Raw genomic sequence first — 18,343 nt, 5'->3', positions numbered from 1 at the left:
GCTAAAAATTATGAAAGAATTTAATTTTACATATTTTTTAATGTATGCATTTTTCGTATTCTTTGCATTGTTGTTTGCATTGAAGGTCGATGTGCGCAGAAAGCAAGCACAAACTTTAGGGGTTTTGGTTTCTGTATTTTTTATGACCGCTATTGTCATTCTTTTTGGACTGCGGGATTACAAAGTAGGTACCGATACTTTGATGTACAAATATCAATACACCTATTATAAAAAGATTGATTTTGGTACTGAGATTTTGGTCAAATGGTTCATGGCTTTTGTACACGGTTGGTCTAACGATCCCCGATATTATATTTTCTCTCTATCCGCATTGTATTTGTTGGTCTTGTATTTGGCAAGTCTTGTTTTTTCTAGAAAATTCCAATACAATGTCTTGTTTGTGTTGTTTTCCTTTGTTAGTTTGTACAGTTTTCAAAGTTTAGGGGTCAATATTGTTCGGCAAGGAGTTTCGTTGGCATTTTTGCTTTTGGCTGTGGCTTTATATCTTCGTAATCCTAGAAATGTTGCACTGTGGCTGTTGGCGGCTCTCTGCTCTGTAGGATTCCATGTAACCAGTATTGCTATTATTGTCGTATTAATTTTGGTGAATGTCTTTAGGAAATTGCCAATAAAATATTATACCGTACTGTACTTTGTATTTGTTGTTTTGGCGTATTTTAAGGTAAGTTTACTCTCCTTAGGGCCGGTTTTGGGTGATGTTTTTGCAGGAGATAGAAAGTCCAAATACATCGACGGATCTTTCGATAAAGAATTTAGCATCGGTTTCAAACCTCAGTTTGTTATTTTTAATACCCTGTTTTTGCTCATCTTTTTTCTCATTCGAAAGTATGGACAAAAGCAAGAAAACTATGATGTCTTATTCAAGACTTATATGGCGCTGAGTATGATGTTTTTTATGATGTTCCAATTGCCTTTTTCCGATCGTTGGGGAGTCATGTCTTGGATGTTTATCCCCTTTTTATTGGCACCTGCTTTTGCAGAAAACGGACAGTACCGAACTTCAATAGTTTCCGTATTGTTCCTAGCCATAATTTTTGTAATTTTCCAATCTATGTATTATCAATCATGACAGCGGTAACCATTGCCATACCTTTTTACAATGCTCAAACCTATTTGGCACAGGCCATAGAGTCTGTTCTTTGGCAAACCCATAAAGATTTTGTCCTGTTGTTAATGGACGATGGATCTACCGACGGATCTTTGGGTATTGCGAATAAATATGCAGAAAAAGATCCTAGAATTAAGGTGTATTCAGACGGAATGAATAAAAATTTAGGTTTCAGACTTAACCAAATTCCATCTTTGGTCGAAACCGAATATCTGGCCCGCATGGATGCCGATGACATCATGCATCCCGAAAGAATTGCCAAACAGTTGCAAGCCTTGCTTCAAGATCCTACTATTGATGTTTTGGGAACCAATATTTATTCCATAGACGAAAACGATGCGGTCAACGGCATTCGTGATGAAATAAGTACAGAGAAAGTCGTCCCGGTACGAACATTTTGGCACCCAACCGTTATGGCAAAAACCGAATGGTTCAGAAAACATCCTTACGATGTACAAGCAGAAAGAATTGAAGATGCTGAATTGTGGCTCAGTCAGTTTCAGCAATCCAAATTCATGAAATTATCAGAGCCTTTGTTGTTTTACAGAGAGTTTGGTAACAAATATTGGAAGAAATATGTAAAAGGAAATAAAGGAGTACTGTATGCCTTGAAGAAACACGGCTACAGCCCTATTTTTATTAAATTTGCATTGCGCTATTTTGCCGCTCAAGCCGTATATTTTTTAATGGACTTGGTGGGTAAAGAAGGTTTGATGATTCAAAATAGAAATGCAATTCCACTAGACAATTTAAAAATTGAAGACCTTATCCATGGAAAAGTATAATCTGAAATTCATTTTCGTACTGTGCTTGATTTTTTCGGTGTTTCAATCCTGTTTCAAGTCGCAATCTAACCACCAATACCAAACCGTACCCACATCTTTGGTGTCGAAATATTGGAAAGTTTCTTCTCAAAAAGTGAAGGGCTATTACGATCTGACCAAAGCATTGCCCAAAAATTATTCGGTAAAAGGGAATGTAGATTATACCCAATATTTGCAAAAGGCCATCGATGGTTACGACAAAGTCATGATGCCCAACTTCCCGGTATTGATTAATAAAAATGGATTGAAATTAAAATCCAACCAAACGGTATATTTCCCTAAAAATGCTTGGCTTATTTTTCAAGGTCCCGCCATGAAAAAATTGGATGATGTTTTGAAAATTTATAATGTTGAAAATGTAGTATTGATCAATCCACAAATCGAAGGGAGCAAATTTGCACGCATCCAACAAGAAGGACAATGGTCTGCCGGTATTTGCATTCTCAATTCAAAAAATATAAAAATTACAAATCTTAGGATTAAAAATACCTTTGGCGACGGCTTGTTCATAGGTTCGGAAGACGGCGGATTTTCAGAAAACATCCAAGTGAAAGGAGGGTGGATCGATTCGGCAAGAAGAAACGGACTGTCGATAACCTCCGGAAAAAATGTGTGGGTAGAACAACTTTTTATATCCAACACTTTCGGTCATGACCCCGAAGCCGGTGTCGATGTAGAACCCAGCTGGTACAAAGATGTTATTGAGAATGTGAATTTAAAAAACATCTACACCTACAACAACAAGCAAGCCGGTATTGCCGTGAACATGAATGCACTAAATGTAAATACCGATTCAGCAGCAAAAAGTATAGGCCTGACCATTGACGGACATATTGATCAGGGATCCAATCATGCATTTCTAACTTCTCTAAACCAAGGCGATCAAAAAAATAAATTTGATGCCAAAGGAACCATTAAAGTCGAAAACACGCAATGGTTGAACAATCGAGAGGCAAGTTTTTGGACCACACCAGAAAAACACCGAATCAATATACTTTTTAATAAAGTGAACATTAATGATGTTCAGAAAAATCAGAAATTTAAAGAAACCGTACAATCGAAAGCGGGATTAAAACTTCAATGAAAATTTTCCATGTCATAACATTAGCCGATTTGGGCGGAGCACAATCGGTGGTGCTTAATTTGGTGAACCGCTTGGTACTAGACGGGCATGAGGTTTTTGTGCTTTCAGAACTTCAAGGTCCCATGTGGGATTTGTTGGACAAAAGGGTAGGGCAGATCCGCATCAAGAGTCTCCAAAGAGCCATATCTCCCATCAAAGAAGTGAAAGTGATGGCAGCGCTGAAAAAAGCCCATCGCCTGCACAAGCCGGATGTAATCCACCTTCATTCCTCCAAAATTGGCGCTTTGGGAAGGTTGGTTTTTCCATCGTCCAAGATCGTCTATACCGTTCACGGTTTCGATTCCATTCGTGTGGCGTTTAGAAAATTTTTACCCGTAGAAAAGTTTTGCCAAAACAAATGTGCACAAATTGTCGGGGTCAGCAAGTACGATGTTGAAGGCATGAAGGCCGAAGGCATCACGCAAAATGTATCGTGCATCTACAACGCCATTTCCGATTTTACAAGAACGGAAATTAAAGACCAAAGACCGGATATAACGGATTTTTTAACAAAAAATAAAACAGTCGGAGCCAAAATTATACTCTGTATTGCAAGGCTGTCTGCTCCTAAACGCTTCGATCTTTTTTGTGAAGTGGCTCAAGCTTTTTCATACGATCCTCGTTTCAAATTTGTCTGGATAGGAAATCGGGAAGTTGTAAAGGATGCGCCTGAAAATGTTTTTTGCATGGGCGAAGCTCCCGATGCGCATCAATATCTAAAATATGCCGATGTTTTTATGCTGCCTTCCAATTACGAAGGTTTGCCCATGTCCATATTGGAAGCCCTTTGTTACGGAGTTCCTGTGGTGGCGTCAGCCGTGGGGGGCATCACCGAAATTTTAGACGGCGAAAACGGTTTTGCGGTACAAAATACCAAAGAAGATTTTCTTGATGCCATTCATCAAACGGTTAATAACGATGAAAAATATCTTAAATTTTCTAAAAATGCGAGATTAACTTATGAAAAATCATTCGATATCCAAGAAATGTATAAAAAATATATGAACTTGTATTCTTTATTATGAAATTTTTATTTACTTTGCAACCTTAGTAAACATGAAAGTGGAGGGTAGATTCAGAACGGGAAAAATTAATTGTCTTTTTATCAATGTCAACGATATTTCTAAAAAATTGTTCGACGGTAAAAAGTTCGATAAAAATTACAAAGCATTTCATTTTGATTCTGTTGAAGAAGAATTAAATACCGACTTTTGTAAGGACAATAATATACAGTACATTATTGTTGAAGCATCCAGTGTGCGCTCCATATCCCAACAGCTTACCCACGAGTTGGTCGCTTCGAAATTCATGGGCGTTAAGGTTTTCGAAATCCACGACTTTTACGAATTAGTCAACCAAAGAGTTCCTTTGGTCAAATACAATACCAATACCTATTTGGCCGATGAAACCCTGTCTTTGGGAAATAAAACCGGATATCTTTTTCTCAAAAGATTCATCGATTTGCTCATTTCCATTCTTCTTATCCCTTTTGCTTTGCCACTCATTCTTTTAGGAGCTGTGCTTATTTGGATTTCCTCACCGGGAAAAGTCTTTTTTGTACAAGAGCGAGTAGGGAAAAACTCCAAACCTTTTAACATCTATAAGCTCAGAACCATGAAGCTGAAACACAGCGGCGGTTATACAGAAGCCAAAGATTCCCGAGTGTTGAAAATTGGTAAATGGCTCAGGCTGACCAAGATCGACGAGCTGCCGCAGATCCTTAACATTCTAAAAGGCGATATGTCTTTAATAGGACCACGGCCGGAAAGACCAGAGTTTGTAAGAATGGCCAACGACGAAAATGCCTACTTTGATCTTAGGCACATCATAAAACCCGGAGTTACCGGTTGGGCTCAGGTGCATTTGCCCAAAGCAACGCCCAAAGACAATCTGAAAAAATTAGAATACGACCTTTACTACATCAAGAACATGTCCATATTTTTAGATGTAGAAACCTTGTTGAAGACTGTAAAAGTCGTCGTAAAAATGAGCGGAAACTAAGTCTTCAGCTCGTTTTTTTATATTTGGTCAATTGCTTCCCTCCATCACTCCTTCCCTTCATCACTCCATCACCCCATCACTCCATCACTCCATCCCTTCATCAAAGTTCCGTCAACTACCGAAGGACATTCACTAAATCAAACATTTTTTTAAATTTAACATTCCTAATACCGTGTTTTCAATAGAAAACCGTATTTTTGCCTGACTTCAAATTAAACTAATAAATTAAACTCATGAAACGACCAGCATTGAAGCCGATTTTCCTCGGTTTTTCTATACTTTTCGTGCTTTTTTCTTGCGCTTCCAAAAAAAATATTGTGTATTTTCAGGGAGATGCAAATCTCAACACCCTTTACGAAAACAACATTCCTAAAATTCAGGCAGACGATATCTTGGCGATCAATGTGACCGCTGTGGACATGAAGGCTGCAGCGCCTTTTAACCAATTGTCACAAACGGGTGCCGCAACTGCAAGTACTGCTAAAAATTATACCGTACAGCAAGACGGAAGCATCGATTTTCCAATACTCGGGAAACTTCAATTGGCTGGACTAACCCGTCAACAAGCAACCGACGAAATCAAAGAAAAACTCAACAAGTACATCGTAGATCCTGGAGTTAACATCAACTTTACCAATTTCAGAGTCTCCGTTTTGGGAGAAGTTGCAAGACCGGGTAACTTTACGCTGCCCACCGAAAGGGTAACCGTTCTAGAAGCCATCGCCATGGCTGGAGATCTTAGCATACAGGGGAAAAGAGAAAATGTCTTGGTGATCCGTGAAAAAAACGGACAAAAAACGACTTATACTTTGGACCTTACCAAAAAAGAAGTCTTGGATTCTCCTGCGTACTACCTGCAACAAAATGACTTGGTCTATGTAGAACCGAATAGAGCTCAGGTACAAAACTCCGTGGTCAACTATTCCATTTGGATTGGGGCCATCAGTATTGCCGTTTCGTTAATCGCCATCATCACCCGTTAATTTTTTTCATGGACAATCAGAATTTTTCTCAATACAACACCGAACAAGAAGAGGAAACCATTAATTTAAGAGAACTTTTAGAAAAATACATCGCCTATTGGAAATGGTTTTTGTTATCCATTTTCCTGTGTTTATCTTTAGCGTTTTTATATTTAAGATACGCCACAAAACAGTACAATGTTTCTGCACAGATCTTGTTGAAGGACAAAGATGCAGCTTCTCCAGAATTGGAGGCCATTAAAGATGCAGTCAGCTTCGGTTCCAAAGACAACGCCATGGTTACGGATCAATCCAAGATTCTAAAGTCCAGAAGATTGATGACCAAAGTCGTGGAAAAAAATGAGCTTAATGTACAGTACATCAACAAAGGAAGGATCAATACTTCAGAGGTTTCTAAATCCGAAAGCCCTGTTGTGTTTTCATTTCAAAATCCAAATGTTTTTCACGATGAAAAACTGAAAGGTTCTCTATTTTTGAAGTTGAGTAAGGAAGGCTATGAGATTTTAGACAAATCCTTCGTTCAAGAAGGAAAATACACCTACGGAACACCGGTGAAATCCGACTTTGGACTCTTCGTCATCAATAAAAATCCTAAAAAATTCTCAGGCGCTCAAGCTTTTGAGGTTCATTTTCAGTCCATTAATTTTGCAGCGGATAAATTGAGAAACCGGCTTCAGGTGGAAGCCGAAAAAGACGGCAAGTCCAAAGTGGTCAACCTCTCTTTGGTGAGCAACGATGTCAAAAAAGCCGAAAGCACCATCAATACCCTGATCGATGTGTACAACACCGATTTGCAGGAAGATAAAAATGTAATTTCCAAAGCTACGGCTGACTTTATCAACAACCGTTTGAAGATCATTTCCAACGACCTTTCCGGTGTGGACAAGTCCATGGAAAGTTTCAAAACAAGCAATAAAGTCAACGACCTGCAAGCCGAAGGCGGGATGTACATGACCAATGCCTTCCAAGTGGACAAAGATGTGGTTTCCCTAACCGCTCAGCTTCAAATTGCAAACCAAATGATGGCCAACCTTAGCCGTTCCAAAGATGTGCTCTTGCCGGCCAATGTAGGTCTGGAAGATGTTAGCCTCAATTCCGGGATCGACAGCTACAACCAATTGGTACTGGAAAAACAAGACCTTAGCAAGTCCATGAAGGACGCCAATCCTGTCATGCAGGCTCTAAATGAGAACATTAGAGATGTAAAATCTTCTGTAAAAAATAACCTGAGACTGTTCCAATCTACACTTCAGACAAGATTGTCAGCCGTAGAGGCAAAAAAAGGGGAGTTGACTTCCAAGCTCAACAAGATGCCTCAGCAAGAATTGGGTTTCAAAAAAATTGCCAGACAACAGCAAATTGTCGAAGCCATCTACCTTTTCTTGTTAGAGAAAAGAGAAGAAGCCGAGATTAAGGCATCGGCAAAAGTAGATGCCATAAAAATTGTGGATCTGGCGTACAGCAACGGCATCCCCGTAAGTCCTAAGAAAAACATCATCTACCTTGGAGCGTTCATCTTGGGGTTGGTCATTCCGGTCTCCATTCTGTATCTGCTCTTTATGCTGGATAATAAAGTAAAAAGCAGACACGACATCAAAAAAATATACAAAGGACCCATCTTGGGAGATATTCCTTTGGCAGAAGTACCCAACTATGTCATTTCCAACAACGACCACTCTTCAGTAGCCGAATCGTTCAGGATATTGCGTGGGAATCTGCAGTTCATGATGCCACAGGTCGAAGGCTGCAAAACCATATTGCTAACCTCTGCCATTCCCGGAGAGGGCAAGACATTTGCGTCCATCAATCTAGCGCAGATTATTTCCCTATCCAAAAAGAAAGTTTTACTGATAGGTGCCGATTTTAGATCTCCAAAACTATTGGCGTACATGGATTTGGATGCGTACAAATCCCAGTCGGGCTTGTCCAATCTCTTGGCCGATGAACAATTGGATCTGTCTCAAACGATTATCAAGAGCACAGCCAAATACGGGTTCGACATTCTCCACTCCGGGAGCATACCACCCAATCCTGCCGAATTGTTGATGACCGATCGATTGGAGCAACTGATCAACCAATGGAAGTCCCAGTACGATTACATCATCTTAGATGCCCCTCCGGTTTCTTTGGTGGGCGATGCGCAGATCATTGCAAAACATGCAGACCTTACGCTCTATCTCACCCGTGTCAACCACATGGACAAGAGAATGCTTGCCGTATTGGAAGAATCCTACGAATCCCATAAACTCAACAACCTTGCCGTCATCATCAACGGGATAGACTACTCCAAAGGTTATGGATATGGATATGGATATGGATATGGATATGGACACCTGCACGAAAAAAACAAAAAGAAAGGCTTTTTAGGCCTTTGGTAAAATACTCAAATCGAAAAAAACTAAATGAAAATAACCGTTGTAGGAACCGGATATGTAGGACTCTCCAATGCGATGCTTCTCGCACAGCATAACGAGGTCGTAGCCTTAGACATCATTCCAGTAAAAGTAGAAATGCTGAACAAAGGAATTTCTCCCATCGAGGACAAAGAAATTTCCGAATTTTTACAATCCAAGAAGCTTAATTTCAAAGCGACTTTAGATAAAGAAGTAGCCTATAAAAATTCCGACTTTGTCATTGTGGCTACCCCTACGGACTACGATCCCAAAACCAATTATTTCAACACCCAATCTGTGGAAGCCGTGGTGCAGGAAGTGCAAAACCACAATCCACAGGCGGTCATCATCATCAAATCGACCGTACCGGTGGGCTTTACCCAAGATTTGAAGGAAAGAACCGGGGTTCAAAATATCATGTTCTCTCCGGAATTTCTCAGAGAGGGCAAAGCCTTGTACGACAATCTTTATCCGTCCAGGATCATCATTGGTGAGCAAAGCGAAAGGGCAAAAATCTTTGCACAGCTCTTGCAACAAGGCGCCATCAAACAAGAGGTGCCTACCTTGTTCACCAACTCTACGGAAGCCGAAGCCATCAAGTTGTTCTCCAACACCTATTTGGCGATGCGTGTGGCGTACTTCAACGAGTTGGATTCCTATGCGCAAATCCATAATTTGGACAGCAAACAAATCATAGAAGGCGTAGGACTGGATCCAAGAATTGGTTCGCATTACAACAATCCTTCTTTTGGTTACGGTGGATATTGCCTGCCAAAAGATACCAAACAGCTCTTGGCGAATTACGATGCGGTACCCAACAACATCATACAAGCCATTGTGGATGCCAACCGTACCCGAAAAGATTTTATTGCCGATACCATCATCGCCAAAAATCCTAAAAAAGTAGGCGTTTACCGATTGATCATGAAATCCGGATCCGACAACTTCCGTGCCTCGGCGATACAAGGCATCATGAAAAGAATAAAAGCCAAAGGGATAGAGGTGGTGGTCTATGAACCGGTACTGGAAGACGCAACCTTTTTTGGCTCCAGAGTGATGAAGGATTTGCAAGCCTTCAAACAGGAATGCGATGTCATCATCTCCAACCGCAACGCTCCAGAATTGGAAGAAGTGAAAGAGAAAGTGTTTACCAGAGATTTGTTTGGGGGGGATTAATATATTGAGGATTTAAACTAAAACTAAAAACTAAACTATGAAACGAATATTAATTACCGGAGGAGCCGGATTTATTGGTTCCAATCTTACCGAGTATTTTTTAAATAAAGGTTATTTTGTAAGATGTTTGGATAATTTTTCTACAGGCTACAAGCACAATGTAGAAGAATTTTTAGCCAACAAAAACTATGAATTAATAGAAGGTGATATCCGAAATTTGGAGACTTGCCAAAAAGCGTGTGCAGGTATGGATTTTGTCTTGCATCAAGCGGCATTAGGCTCGGTTCCTAGATCCATTAAAGATCCAATCACTTCCAATGAAGTCAATGTAAGCGGATTTTTAAACATGCTAACGGCTTCAAGAGACCAAAACATCAAACGATTTGTGTATGCCGCTTCTTCCTCTACTTACGGAGACTCTGAATCTTTACCAAAGGTGGAAGATGTAATTGGGAAGCCTCTTTCTCCTTATGCAGTAACCAAATATGTCAATGAATTGTATGCCGATGTTTTTGCAAAAACCTATGGTTTGTCGTGCATCGGACTCAGGTATTTTAATGTTTTTGGAAGAAGACAGAATACTCAAGGGGCTTATGCAGCAGTTATTCCGTTGTTTACCAAATTGTTCATTCAGAATGAAAGCCCAACCATCAACGGAACCGGCGAAAACTCCAGAGATTTCACTTATATCGACAATGTCATTCAGATGAATGAATTGGCGATGCTAACAGAAAATCCCGAAGCGGTCAATACCGTTTATAACACCGCAGTGGGCGATAGAACCAATCTGAACCAATTGGCTGAATATTTAAAAGAATTTTTAGCGGAATACGACCACAGGATTTCTAATATTGAAATTAAATACGGACCCAATAGAGTAGGCGACATTCCACACTCATTGGCTTCGGTGGACAAAGCAAAACAAATGCTGGGCTATGAACCGACTCATCCTATTAAAAGCGGTTTAAAAGAAGCCGTGAAATGGTATTGGGAACATAAGGAGATGTTGTGAGGAAGTTAAGAAGTTAAGAAGTTAGAAAGTTAGGAAGTAATTGGGATTATTTATCATTCTAACCATCTAACTGTCTAACCGTCTAACCAACACAAAAAATAAAAAAACTTATCAAAAATAATTATGGAAACAAAAAATATACATCAAGAAACTCAGACTCCAAGTCATAAAATCGCCATCATTGGCTTAGGTTATGTAGGATTGCCACTAGCTAGGTTGTTTGCTACCAAATATAATGTTGTTGGTTTTGATATTAACCAAAGTAGAATTAGCGAATTAAGACAAGGGAAAGATTCTACCTTGGAAGTTGAGGATGATATTCTTCAAGCGGTATTAAAATCTGAAAATAATTCAGAAAACGGACTTTTTGTAAGTAATAATTTGGAGGATATTAAAGATTGTAATTATTACATTGTTACCGTTCCTACTCCGGTCGATAAAAACAACAGACCCGATTTGACGCCACTATATAAATCTTCTGAAACCGTAGGAAAAGTCCTAAAAAAGGGAGACATCGTGATTTATGAATCCACGGTTTATCCAGGAGTAACTGAAGAAGAATGTATTCCTGTATTAGAACGTGTATCTGGCCTTAAATTTAACGAAGATTTCTTTGCAGGCTATTCTCCAGAGCGCATCAATCCGGGCGATAAAGAGCATACGGTCGAAAAAATACTGAAAGTAACTTCGGGTTCTACACCGGAGATTGGAGAAGTTGTAAACGATTTGTACAAATCAGTCATCATTGCCGGTACGCATTTGGCACCGACCATTAAAGTAGCCGAAGCTGCCAAGGTAATTGAAAATTCTCAACGCGACATTAACATTGCTTTTGTGAATGAATTGGCTAAAATTTTTAATATTTTGGATATCGATACCCATGCGGTATTGGAAGCGGCCGGAACCAAATGGAACTTCCTTCCGTTCAAACCAGGATTGGTAGGTGGACATTGCATCGGTGTGGATCCTTATTATTTGGCACAAAAAGCACAAGAACACGGCTATCATCCGGAAATTATTTTGGCCGGTAGAAGATTGAACGACTCTATGGGCGAATATGTAGCCTCTCAAGTCGTGAAAACCATGATCAAGAAAAACATCCATGTCAATGGAGCCAAAATCTTGAATTTGGGGATTACTTTCAAAGAAAATTGCCCTGATGTACGCAATACCAAAGCCGTAGATGTCATCAAAGCATTGGAAGATTATGGTTTGGAGGTAAGCACTTTTGACCCTTGGGCCAATCCGGCAGAAGTGATGCACGAATACGGCATCACCAGTCACCAGTCATTAACCACCGACAACCAACAACCAACAGCCGAAAACCAATTTGATGCCATCATCCTAACAGTAGCACACAAAGAATTTACAACTTTAGATTTATCTCAATACCTAAAAGAAGGTGGAATTATTTATGATGTAAAGGGGATTTTAGCTGAAGCTGATAATAGATTGTAATAATGAAAATAACAGTTGTAGGAACAGGCTATGTCGGTTTATCAAATGCGATGCTTTTGGCACAAAATAACGAAGTAATTGCGTTGGATATTGTTCCAGAAAAAATTGCGTTGTTAAATAATAAACAATCTCCGATTGAAGATACTGAAATTAATGATTTTTTATCCAATAAATCTTTAAATTTTAAAGCAACATTAGATAAAGTAGAAGCTTATAAAAATGCTGATTTTGTAATTGTAGCAACCCCTACAGATTACGATCCATCTACAAATTACTTCAATACAACAAGTGTAGAAGTTGTATTAAAAGACATAAAAACTATAAATCCAAAAGCAATTGCGATTATTAAATCAACCGTTCCAGTTGGTTTTACACAAAAAATAAAAGAAGATTTAGGAATTGAAAATGTAATTTTTTCTCCTGAATTTTTACGAGAAGGAAAAGCATTATACGATAATTTATATCCTTCTCGAATCATCGTTGGAGAAATAAGCGAAAGAGCCGAACAATTTGCAAATCTTTTAAAAGAAGGAGCGATAAAAACTGATATACCAACCTTGTTTACCAATTCAACAGAAGCCGAAGCAATAAAATTGTTTTCTAATACCTATTTAGCTCTTCGTGTTGCATATTTCAATGAGTTAGATAGTTATGCGCAGACTTATAATTTAGATAGTAAACAGATAATTCAAGGAGTAGGGTTAGATCCACGTATTGGTTCTCATTACAATAATCCATCATTTGGATACGGAGGCTATTGTTTACCAAAAGATACAAAACAATTATTAGCGAATTACGATACAGTACCAAATAATTTAATCAAAGCAATAGTTGATTCAAATCGAACGCGAAAAGATTTTATAGCGAATTCAATAATTGAAAAAGAACCTAAAATAGTAGGGATTTATCGTTTGATAATGAAATCAGGATCTGATAATTTCCGAGCATCAGCAATCCAAGGAATCATGAAGCGTATCAAAGCAAAAGGAATTGAAGTTGTTGTTTATGAACCAGTTTTAGATGAAGAAACATTTTTCGGTTCTACTGTTATGAAAGATTTAGATAAGTTTAAACAAGAATGTGATGTAATTATATCTAATAGAATGACAGATGATTTAATTGATGTTAAAAACAAAGTATATACACGCGATTTATTTGGTAACGATTAAAAACACAAAATGAAAACTAAACACTTAATAATTTTTGGAACAAGGCCAGAAGCTATTAAAATGGCTCCATTGGTAAAAGAATTTCAAAAAAATACAGAATTTGAAACTAAAGTTTGTGTAACAGCTCAGCACAGAGAAATGTTAGATCAGGTATTAGATTTTTTTGAAATAAAACCTGATTATGATTTAAATCTGATGAAGCCAAACCAAAACTTATATACGCTAACAGCTGATATAATTACAGATTTAAAGCCAATATTAGATGACTTTAAACCTGATTATGTTTATGTGCATGGAGACACATCAACATCTTCTATAGCTGCTTTAGCTGCATTTTATTCAGGAGCAAAAGTTTGTCATATCGAAGCTGGATTGAGAACACATAACAAATGGTCTCCATTTCCTGAAGAAATGAACAGACAATTAACAGGTAGATTAGCTGATTATCACTTTGCTCCAACACAACAATCATTCGATAATTTAATTAAAGAAAATATTAAAGAAGAGGATATTGTAATTACTGGTAATACGGTTATTGATGCTTTATTAGATAGTTCTTCTCGTGTAAAAGAAATAGATAATAGTGAAATAGAAGCATTAAAAAATATAGTTGATTCAACTAAAAAATTAATTTTAGTAACAGGACATCGTCGTGAAAATCATGGACAAGGATTTATAAATATTTGTGAAGCATTAAAAGAAATTGCTGAAACACATACTGATGATGTTCAGATTATTTATCCTGTTCATTTAAATCCAAATGTTCAAAAACCTGTTAACGAAATTTTAGCAGCAGTTGATAATATTAAATTAATAGATCCATTAGCATATCCTGCATTTGTATGGTTAATGACACAATCGTACATGATTATTACAGATTCAGGAGGAGTGCAAGAAGAAGCTCCATCGTTAGGGAAACCTGTTTTAGTAATGAGAGATACTACAGAACGTCCAGAAGCTGTGGAAGCAGGTACAGTTATTTTAGTAGGGACTGATAAGAATAAAATTATTAGTGAAGCGAACCTTTTATTAAATAATCACGAAAAATATAACTCTATGAGTGAATTACATAATCCTTATGGAGATGGAAAAGCTTGTGAAAGAATTGCAGAGTTTATAAAGGCACTATAAAATAACTAGATAATAATAACTAAATAAAAAAATGAATCCAAAAGTAGTAACAATAGGTTTAGGATATATCGGTTTACCAACTTCTGCTTTAATAGCAGAAAATAAAATACCAGTTTTAGGTGTTGATATCTCTCAGCACGTGGTAGATACAATTAATCAAGGTAAAATTCATATTGTAGAACCTGATTTAGATAAATCTGTTGCAAATGCCGTAGCAAACGGATTTTTAAAAGCAGCTACAAAAGCTGTAGCAGCGGATACGTATTTAATTGTTGTTCCAACTCCATTTAAAGGGAATCACGAACCAGATATCTCTTATGTACAAGCAGCAACAGAAGGTATTATTCCTTTATTAAAAGAGGGAGATTTATACATTATAGAATCTACATCACCTGTAGGTACTACAGAAAAAATGATGGATTTAATTTTTACAGTTCGTCCAGAATTAAAAGATAAAATTTATTTAGCATATTGTCCAGAGCGTGTTTTACCAGGAAATGTAATGTACGAATTAGTACATAACGATCGTGTAATTGGTGGAGTTGATGAAACTTCTACAAAAAAAGCAATCGAGTTTTATGCTCAATTTGTTAAAGGTGAATTACATCCTACAAATGCGCGTACCGCAGAGATGTGTAAATTAACCGAAAACTCTTCGCGTGATGTACAAATTGCTTTTGCTAACGAATTATCATTAATTTGTGATAAAGCCGGAATCAATGTTTGGGAGTTAATCCATTTAGCAAACAAACACCCGCGTGTAAATATTTTACAACCAGGTTGTGGTGTTGGTGGACATTGTATTGCTGTAGATCCGTATTTTATTACTGCAGATTATCCGATGGAATCTCGAATGATTGCTCAAGCGCGTTTAACGAATAATTATAAACCTTTTTGGTGTGCAGAAAAAGTAAAATCGGCTCGTTTAGAGTTCGAATTAAAACACGGTCGTCAACCATCAATTGCTATTATGGGATTGGCTTTTAAACCAAATATTGATGATTTACGCGAATCTCCTGCTATTTATATTGCAGAACGTATTATTCAAGAAGCCGGTAATTCCGATTTATTTATTGTTGAACCAAATGTACATGAACATAAAATTTTTAAACTAACAGAATATAAAGAAGCTATAACTAAAGCAGATATTGTTGTATTGTTAGTAGCACATGAAGAATTTAAAAATTTAGAATTCAACGAAAATCAAATTGTATTAGATTTTTGTGGAGTGATTAAATAATTATGGAAAATAAATCCAGTAGTAATACAGTACAAGCTTTTTGGGTTTTATTAGGTAGTTTATCCGCATTTGGGTTTACAATTGTAAGTTCAATGCTTTTAAGTCGTTATTTTAATAAAAATGACTATGGTACTTATAAACAAGTAATGTATGTTTATAGTTCTTTATTAGTTGTTTTTACTTTAGGATTACCTAAAGCATTCAGTTATTTTTTACCCAGAGTTACAAAAGGACAAGCTAAAGATTTAATTTCTAAATTAAATTTAATTTTAATGGGCATGGGATTAATCATGTCAGCTTGTTTCTTTTTTGGGGCAGATTTATTTGCATCTGTTTTAAAAAATAACGAATTAGTTGTACCTATAAAATACTTTTCTTTAGTTCCTTTATTTCTATTACCTACAATGGGAGTAGAAGGTATTTTGGCAACATATAAAAAAACCCAACTTTTAGCAGTTTATAAAACTTGTTCCCAGTTTTTTATGTTAGCTGCAGTAGTTTTACCAGTTATTTTATTTAAAGGGACAATTAATACGGCTATTATTGGATTTACTATTTCGTCTTTCTTATGTTTTTTAGTAGCGTTGTTTTTAAAAAATAATCCAATAAAAAACTACGGTAAAGAAAAATCTGTCGTAACCTATAAAGAAATATTTAAATATACAATTCCAATTATGGGAGCAAGTATCTGGGGGATCATAATTACTTCTTCAGATCAGTTTTTTATTAGTAGATATTTTGGAAGTGAGGTTTTTGCAGATTTTGCGAATGGTTCTTTAGAATTGCCATTCGTTGGAATGATCATAGCTTCAACTTCTACAGTGCTTGCACCTATTTTCTCAAAACACGTTTTTGAGAAAGGGAAAGACTCTAAAGCCGAAGTACTTTTACTTTGGCAGTCTGTACTAAGTAAAACAGTAAAAATCATTTATCCATTAGTTGTATTTTGTTTTTGTTTCGCTTCTTCAATCATGGTTATATTGTATGGGGAAAAGTATGCCGATTCAGGGACATATTTTCAAATTAAATTAATTGTTAATTTTTTCACTGTTATTGCATATGGGCCTTTATTATTATCTATTGGAGGAGAAAAATTTTATTTTAATGTGCATATGTATGGTGCCTTTATTCTTGTTGGATTAGAGTGGCTTGTTGTGACTTTATTTGATTCGCCTTATTTAGTTACAGCGACTTCAGTTTTTTGTCAAATTGGAAGAATTGTAATCATGATGAGTTTTATTGCATCTTATTTTAATGTTAAATTGATTGATTTGTTTCCAATAAAATTATCATTAAAAATAATTATACCATCTTTCGTTTTAATTTTTGGCATTAAGTTTTTATTGTTATTATTTTTTAATGTTGAAAATTTATTTGTTCTGATATTCTTGACAGGATTATTTTACTTAATTACGTATTATGTATATGTAAGAATTATAAAGATAGATTATATGGAAATTATAAACCCTTTATTAAATAAGATTAAATTTAATAGATTTTAAAGATGCACAAAAAAGTCCACTCCTCTTTTGGATACATCACCTTCTTGTTTTTACCTATTCTTTCTTTAATTATAGCAATTAATAATTACAGAGAAAAATGGGCTAAAAATGTTGTGTGTGCTTTTACAGCATTTTATGCCTATCATTTTTCTGCTCCAAACGAAGGTGCAGATATTAATGCTTATATCAATAAATTTAACTCATACACAGATCAAGTTTATTCCATACCAGAATTTATAAGATCTTTATATAGCGAAGGTTCAACAACATTAGATGTTATAGAACCACTTACTTCCTATTTAGTGAGTCAAACGACCAGAGATTATCATTATTTATTATTAATGTATGGGATATTGTTTGGTTTTTTCTTTTCCAGAAATATTTGGTTTTTTATCGATAAAACAAAAGGTAAAATTTCACTCCAAGCTTTAGCTATATTAATACTGTTAATTGTACAAATTGGTATATGGAATATAAACGGTATGCGTTTTTGGTGTGCGGCTCATATATTTATTTATGCTACATTTAATTTATTAGTTTTAAAAAAAATAAAAGGCTATTTATTTTTAATAATGGCTTGTTTTATGCATTTAGGTTTATTGTTACCAGTGTTAATTGTTTTCCTATTCAAAAGTATAAAAATTCCATTATATCCATTATTTCTGTTTTTTTTATTTACTTTTTTTTTGGCAGAGTTAGATATGGAAGTAGTTCGTACATCAATAAATAATTACGCACCAAGTTTTTTATCTAGCAAATTAAATTCTTATACATCAGAAGCTTATGTAGAAGTCGTAAACGAAAGGTTAGATGATTATAGTATCTACTATCAAATATCTAAAACAGTAAGAATCGGTATTATTCTTTTTTTTACAAATATTTTATACATCAATAAGCAAGAGTTTAATAAAGATATAATGTTTCGTTTATTTCTTTTTTACTTGCTTTTAGGTAGCTTTGCAAATATATTAAGCCAAATGCCATCAGGTGGGAGATATTTAGTTATTGCTGATTTTATACTGTATGGCGTAATGTTTTATTTTGTGCAAGAATATAAAAAATTCAAATTCTCAAATTATATAATATACACAGTCCCAATAATATTAATTTATACTTTTTATAATTTTAGAGTTATAGGCATCCATACATTTAATATCCATCATTTTATAAACAATCCAATTGTTTCATTATTTATTTATTAA

General features: G+C 36.0%; 15 protein-coding genes. All 15 read left to right on the top strand.

Annotated elements, in window-relative coordinates:
- Positions 1 to 10 precede the first annotated feature (10 nt).
- The 15 genes from EIY84_RS02140 (at position 11) to EIY84_RS02070 (ending at position 18,343) form a co-directional block, all read left to right on the top strand.
- On the top strand, positions 11 to 1,090 hold the full coding sequence (locus EIY84_RS02140; protein WP_124640043.1) for an EpsG family protein: 1,080 nt from the start codon (positions 11 to 13) through the stop codon (positions 1,088 to 1,090).
- On the top strand, positions 1,087 to 1,914 hold the full coding sequence (locus tag EIY84_RS02135; RefSeq protein ID WP_124640041.1) for a glycosyltransferase family 2 protein: 828 nt from the start codon (positions 1,087 to 1,089) through the stop codon (positions 1,912 to 1,914). The genes EIY84_RS02140 and EIY84_RS02135 overlap by 4 nt, the downstream gene beginning before the upstream one ends.
- Positions 1,901 to 3,037 (top strand): right-handed parallel beta-helix repeat-containing protein, encoded by a 1,137-nt coding sequence (locus EIY84_RS02130; protein WP_124640039.1) that lies wholly within the window; start codon positions 1,901 to 1,903, stop codon positions 3,035 to 3,037. Before EIY84_RS02135 ends, EIY84_RS02130 begins: the two co-directional genes overlap by 14 nt.
- Complete coding sequence (locus tag EIY84_RS02125) at positions 3,034 to 4,101, top strand: glycosyltransferase (RefSeq protein WP_124640037.1); 1,068 nt, start codon at positions 3,034 to 3,036, stop codon at positions 4,099 to 4,101. Before EIY84_RS02130 ends, EIY84_RS02125 begins: the two co-directional genes overlap by 4 nt.
- A 31-nt stretch (positions 4,102 to 4,132) precedes the next feature.
- Positions 4,133 to 5,077 (top strand): sugar transferase, encoded by a 945-nt coding sequence (locus EIY84_RS02120; protein ID WP_124640035.1) that lies wholly within the window; start codon positions 4,133 to 4,135, stop codon positions 5,075 to 5,077.
- A gap of 233 nt (positions 5,078 to 5,310) precedes the next feature.
- Positions 5,311 to 6,060, top strand: coding sequence for a polysaccharide biosynthesis/export family protein (locus tag EIY84_RS02115; protein WP_124640033.1), 750 nt, complete (start codon positions 5,311 to 5,313; stop codon positions 6,058 to 6,060).
- A gap of 8 nt (positions 6,061 to 6,068) precedes the next feature.
- Positions 6,069 to 8,438, top strand: a complete 2,370-nt coding sequence (locus EIY84_RS02110) for a GumC family protein (RefSeq protein WP_124640031.1) — start codon at positions 6,069 to 6,071, stop codon at positions 8,436 to 8,438.
- 24 nt (positions 8,439 to 8,462) lie between these two features.
- On the top strand, positions 8,463 to 9,629 hold the full coding sequence (locus tag EIY84_RS02105; RefSeq protein WP_124640029.1) for a nucleotide sugar dehydrogenase: 1,167 nt from the start codon (positions 8,463 to 8,465) through the stop codon (positions 9,627 to 9,629).
- 37 nt (positions 9,630 to 9,666) lie between these two features.
- On the top strand, positions 9,667 to 10,641 hold the full coding sequence (locus EIY84_RS02100) for an SDR family oxidoreductase (RefSeq protein WP_124640027.1): 975 nt from the start codon (positions 9,667 to 9,669) through the stop codon (positions 10,639 to 10,641).
- A gap of 123 nt (positions 10,642 to 10,764) precedes the next feature.
- Positions 10,765 to 12,099: a nucleotide sugar dehydrogenase gene (locus tag EIY84_RS02095; RefSeq protein ID WP_124640025.1), complete on the top strand. Its 1,335-nt coding sequence runs from the start codon at positions 10,765 to 10,767 to the stop codon at positions 12,097 to 12,099.
- Between the two features lie 2 nt (positions 12,100 to 12,101).
- Positions 12,102 to 13,268 carry a nucleotide sugar dehydrogenase gene (locus EIY84_RS02090; protein ID WP_124640023.1) on the top strand — a complete coding sequence of 389 codons (1,167 nt, stop codon included), beginning with the start codon at positions 12,102 to 12,104 and terminating at the stop codon, positions 13,266 to 13,268.
- A 9-nt stretch (positions 13,269 to 13,277) separates the two neighbouring features.
- Complete coding sequence (gene wecB / locus EIY84_RS02085) at positions 13,278 to 14,399, top strand: non-hydrolyzing UDP-N-acetylglucosamine 2-epimerase (RefSeq protein ID WP_124640021.1); 1,122 nt, start codon at positions 13,278 to 13,280, stop codon at positions 14,397 to 14,399.
- A gap of 31 nt (positions 14,400 to 14,430) precedes the next feature.
- Positions 14,431 to 15,639: a UDP-N-acetyl-D-mannosamine dehydrogenase gene (gene wecC, locus EIY84_RS02080; protein ID WP_124640019.1), complete on the top strand. Its 1,209-nt coding sequence runs from the start codon at positions 14,431 to 14,433 to the stop codon at positions 15,637 to 15,639.
- Positions 15,640 to 15,641: 2 nt separating this feature from the next.
- On the top strand, positions 15,642 to 17,141 hold the full coding sequence (locus tag EIY84_RS02075; RefSeq protein WP_124640017.1) for an oligosaccharide flippase family protein: 1,500 nt from the start codon (positions 15,642 to 15,644) through the stop codon (positions 17,139 to 17,141).
- 2 nt (positions 17,142 to 17,143) lie between these two features.
- Positions 17,144 to 18,343, top strand: a complete 1,200-nt coding sequence (locus tag EIY84_RS02070) for an EpsG family protein (RefSeq protein WP_124640015.1) — start codon at positions 17,144 to 17,146, stop codon at positions 18,341 to 18,343.

Origin of the sequence: Amniculibacterium aquaticum (assembly GCF_003852705.1) — a bacterium.
Lineage (GTDB): Bacteria > Bacteroidota > Bacteroidia > Flavobacteriales > Weeksellaceae > Amniculibacterium > Amniculibacterium aquaticum.
This window is presented reverse-complemented; position numbering and strand designations above follow the sequence as displayed.

Coding starts and splice junctions, on each gene's coding strand:
- EIY84_RS02140 (WP_124640043.1), top strand. CDS start 11: ATGAAAGAATTTAATTTTACATATTTTTTAATGTATGCATTTTTCGTA.
- EIY84_RS02135 (WP_124640041.1), top strand. CDS start 1,087: ATGACAGCGGTAACCATTGCCATACCTTTTTACAATGCTCAAACCTAT.
- EIY84_RS02130 (WP_124640039.1), top strand. CDS start 1,901: ATGGAAAAGTATAATCTGAAATTCATTTTCGTACTGTGCTTGATTTTT.
- EIY84_RS02125 (WP_124640037.1), top strand. CDS start 3,034: ATGAAAATTTTCCATGTCATAACATTAGCCGATTTGGGCGGAGCACAA.
- EIY84_RS02120 (WP_124640035.1), top strand. CDS start 4,133: ATGAAAGTGGAGGGTAGATTCAGAACGGGAAAAATTAATTGTCTTTTT.
- EIY84_RS02115 (WP_124640033.1), top strand. CDS start 5,311: ATGAAACGACCAGCATTGAAGCCGATTTTCCTCGGTTTTTCTATACTT.
- EIY84_RS02110 (WP_124640031.1), top strand. CDS start 6,069: ATGGACAATCAGAATTTTTCTCAATACAACACCGAACAAGAAGAGGAA.
- EIY84_RS02105 (WP_124640029.1), top strand. CDS start 8,463: ATGAAAATAACCGTTGTAGGAACCGGATATGTAGGACTCTCCAATGCG.
- EIY84_RS02100 (WP_124640027.1), top strand. CDS start 9,667: ATGAAACGAATATTAATTACCGGAGGAGCCGGATTTATTGGTTCCAAT.
- EIY84_RS02095 (WP_124640025.1), top strand. CDS start 10,765: ATGGAAACAAAAAATATACATCAAGAAACTCAGACTCCAAGTCATAAA.
- EIY84_RS02090 (WP_124640023.1), top strand. CDS start 12,102: ATGAAAATAACAGTTGTAGGAACAGGCTATGTCGGTTTATCAAATGCG.
- wecB (WP_124640021.1), top strand. CDS start 13,278: ATGAAAACTAAACACTTAATAATTTTTGGAACAAGGCCAGAAGCTATT.
- wecC (WP_124640019.1), top strand. CDS start 14,431: ATGAATCCAAAAGTAGTAACAATAGGTTTAGGATATATCGGTTTACCA.
- EIY84_RS02075 (WP_124640017.1), top strand. CDS start 15,642: ATGGAAAATAAATCCAGTAGTAATACAGTACAAGCTTTTTGGGTTTTA.
- EIY84_RS02070 (WP_124640015.1), top strand. CDS start 17,144: ATGCACAAAAAAGTCCACTCCTCTTTTGGATACATCACCTTCTTGTTT.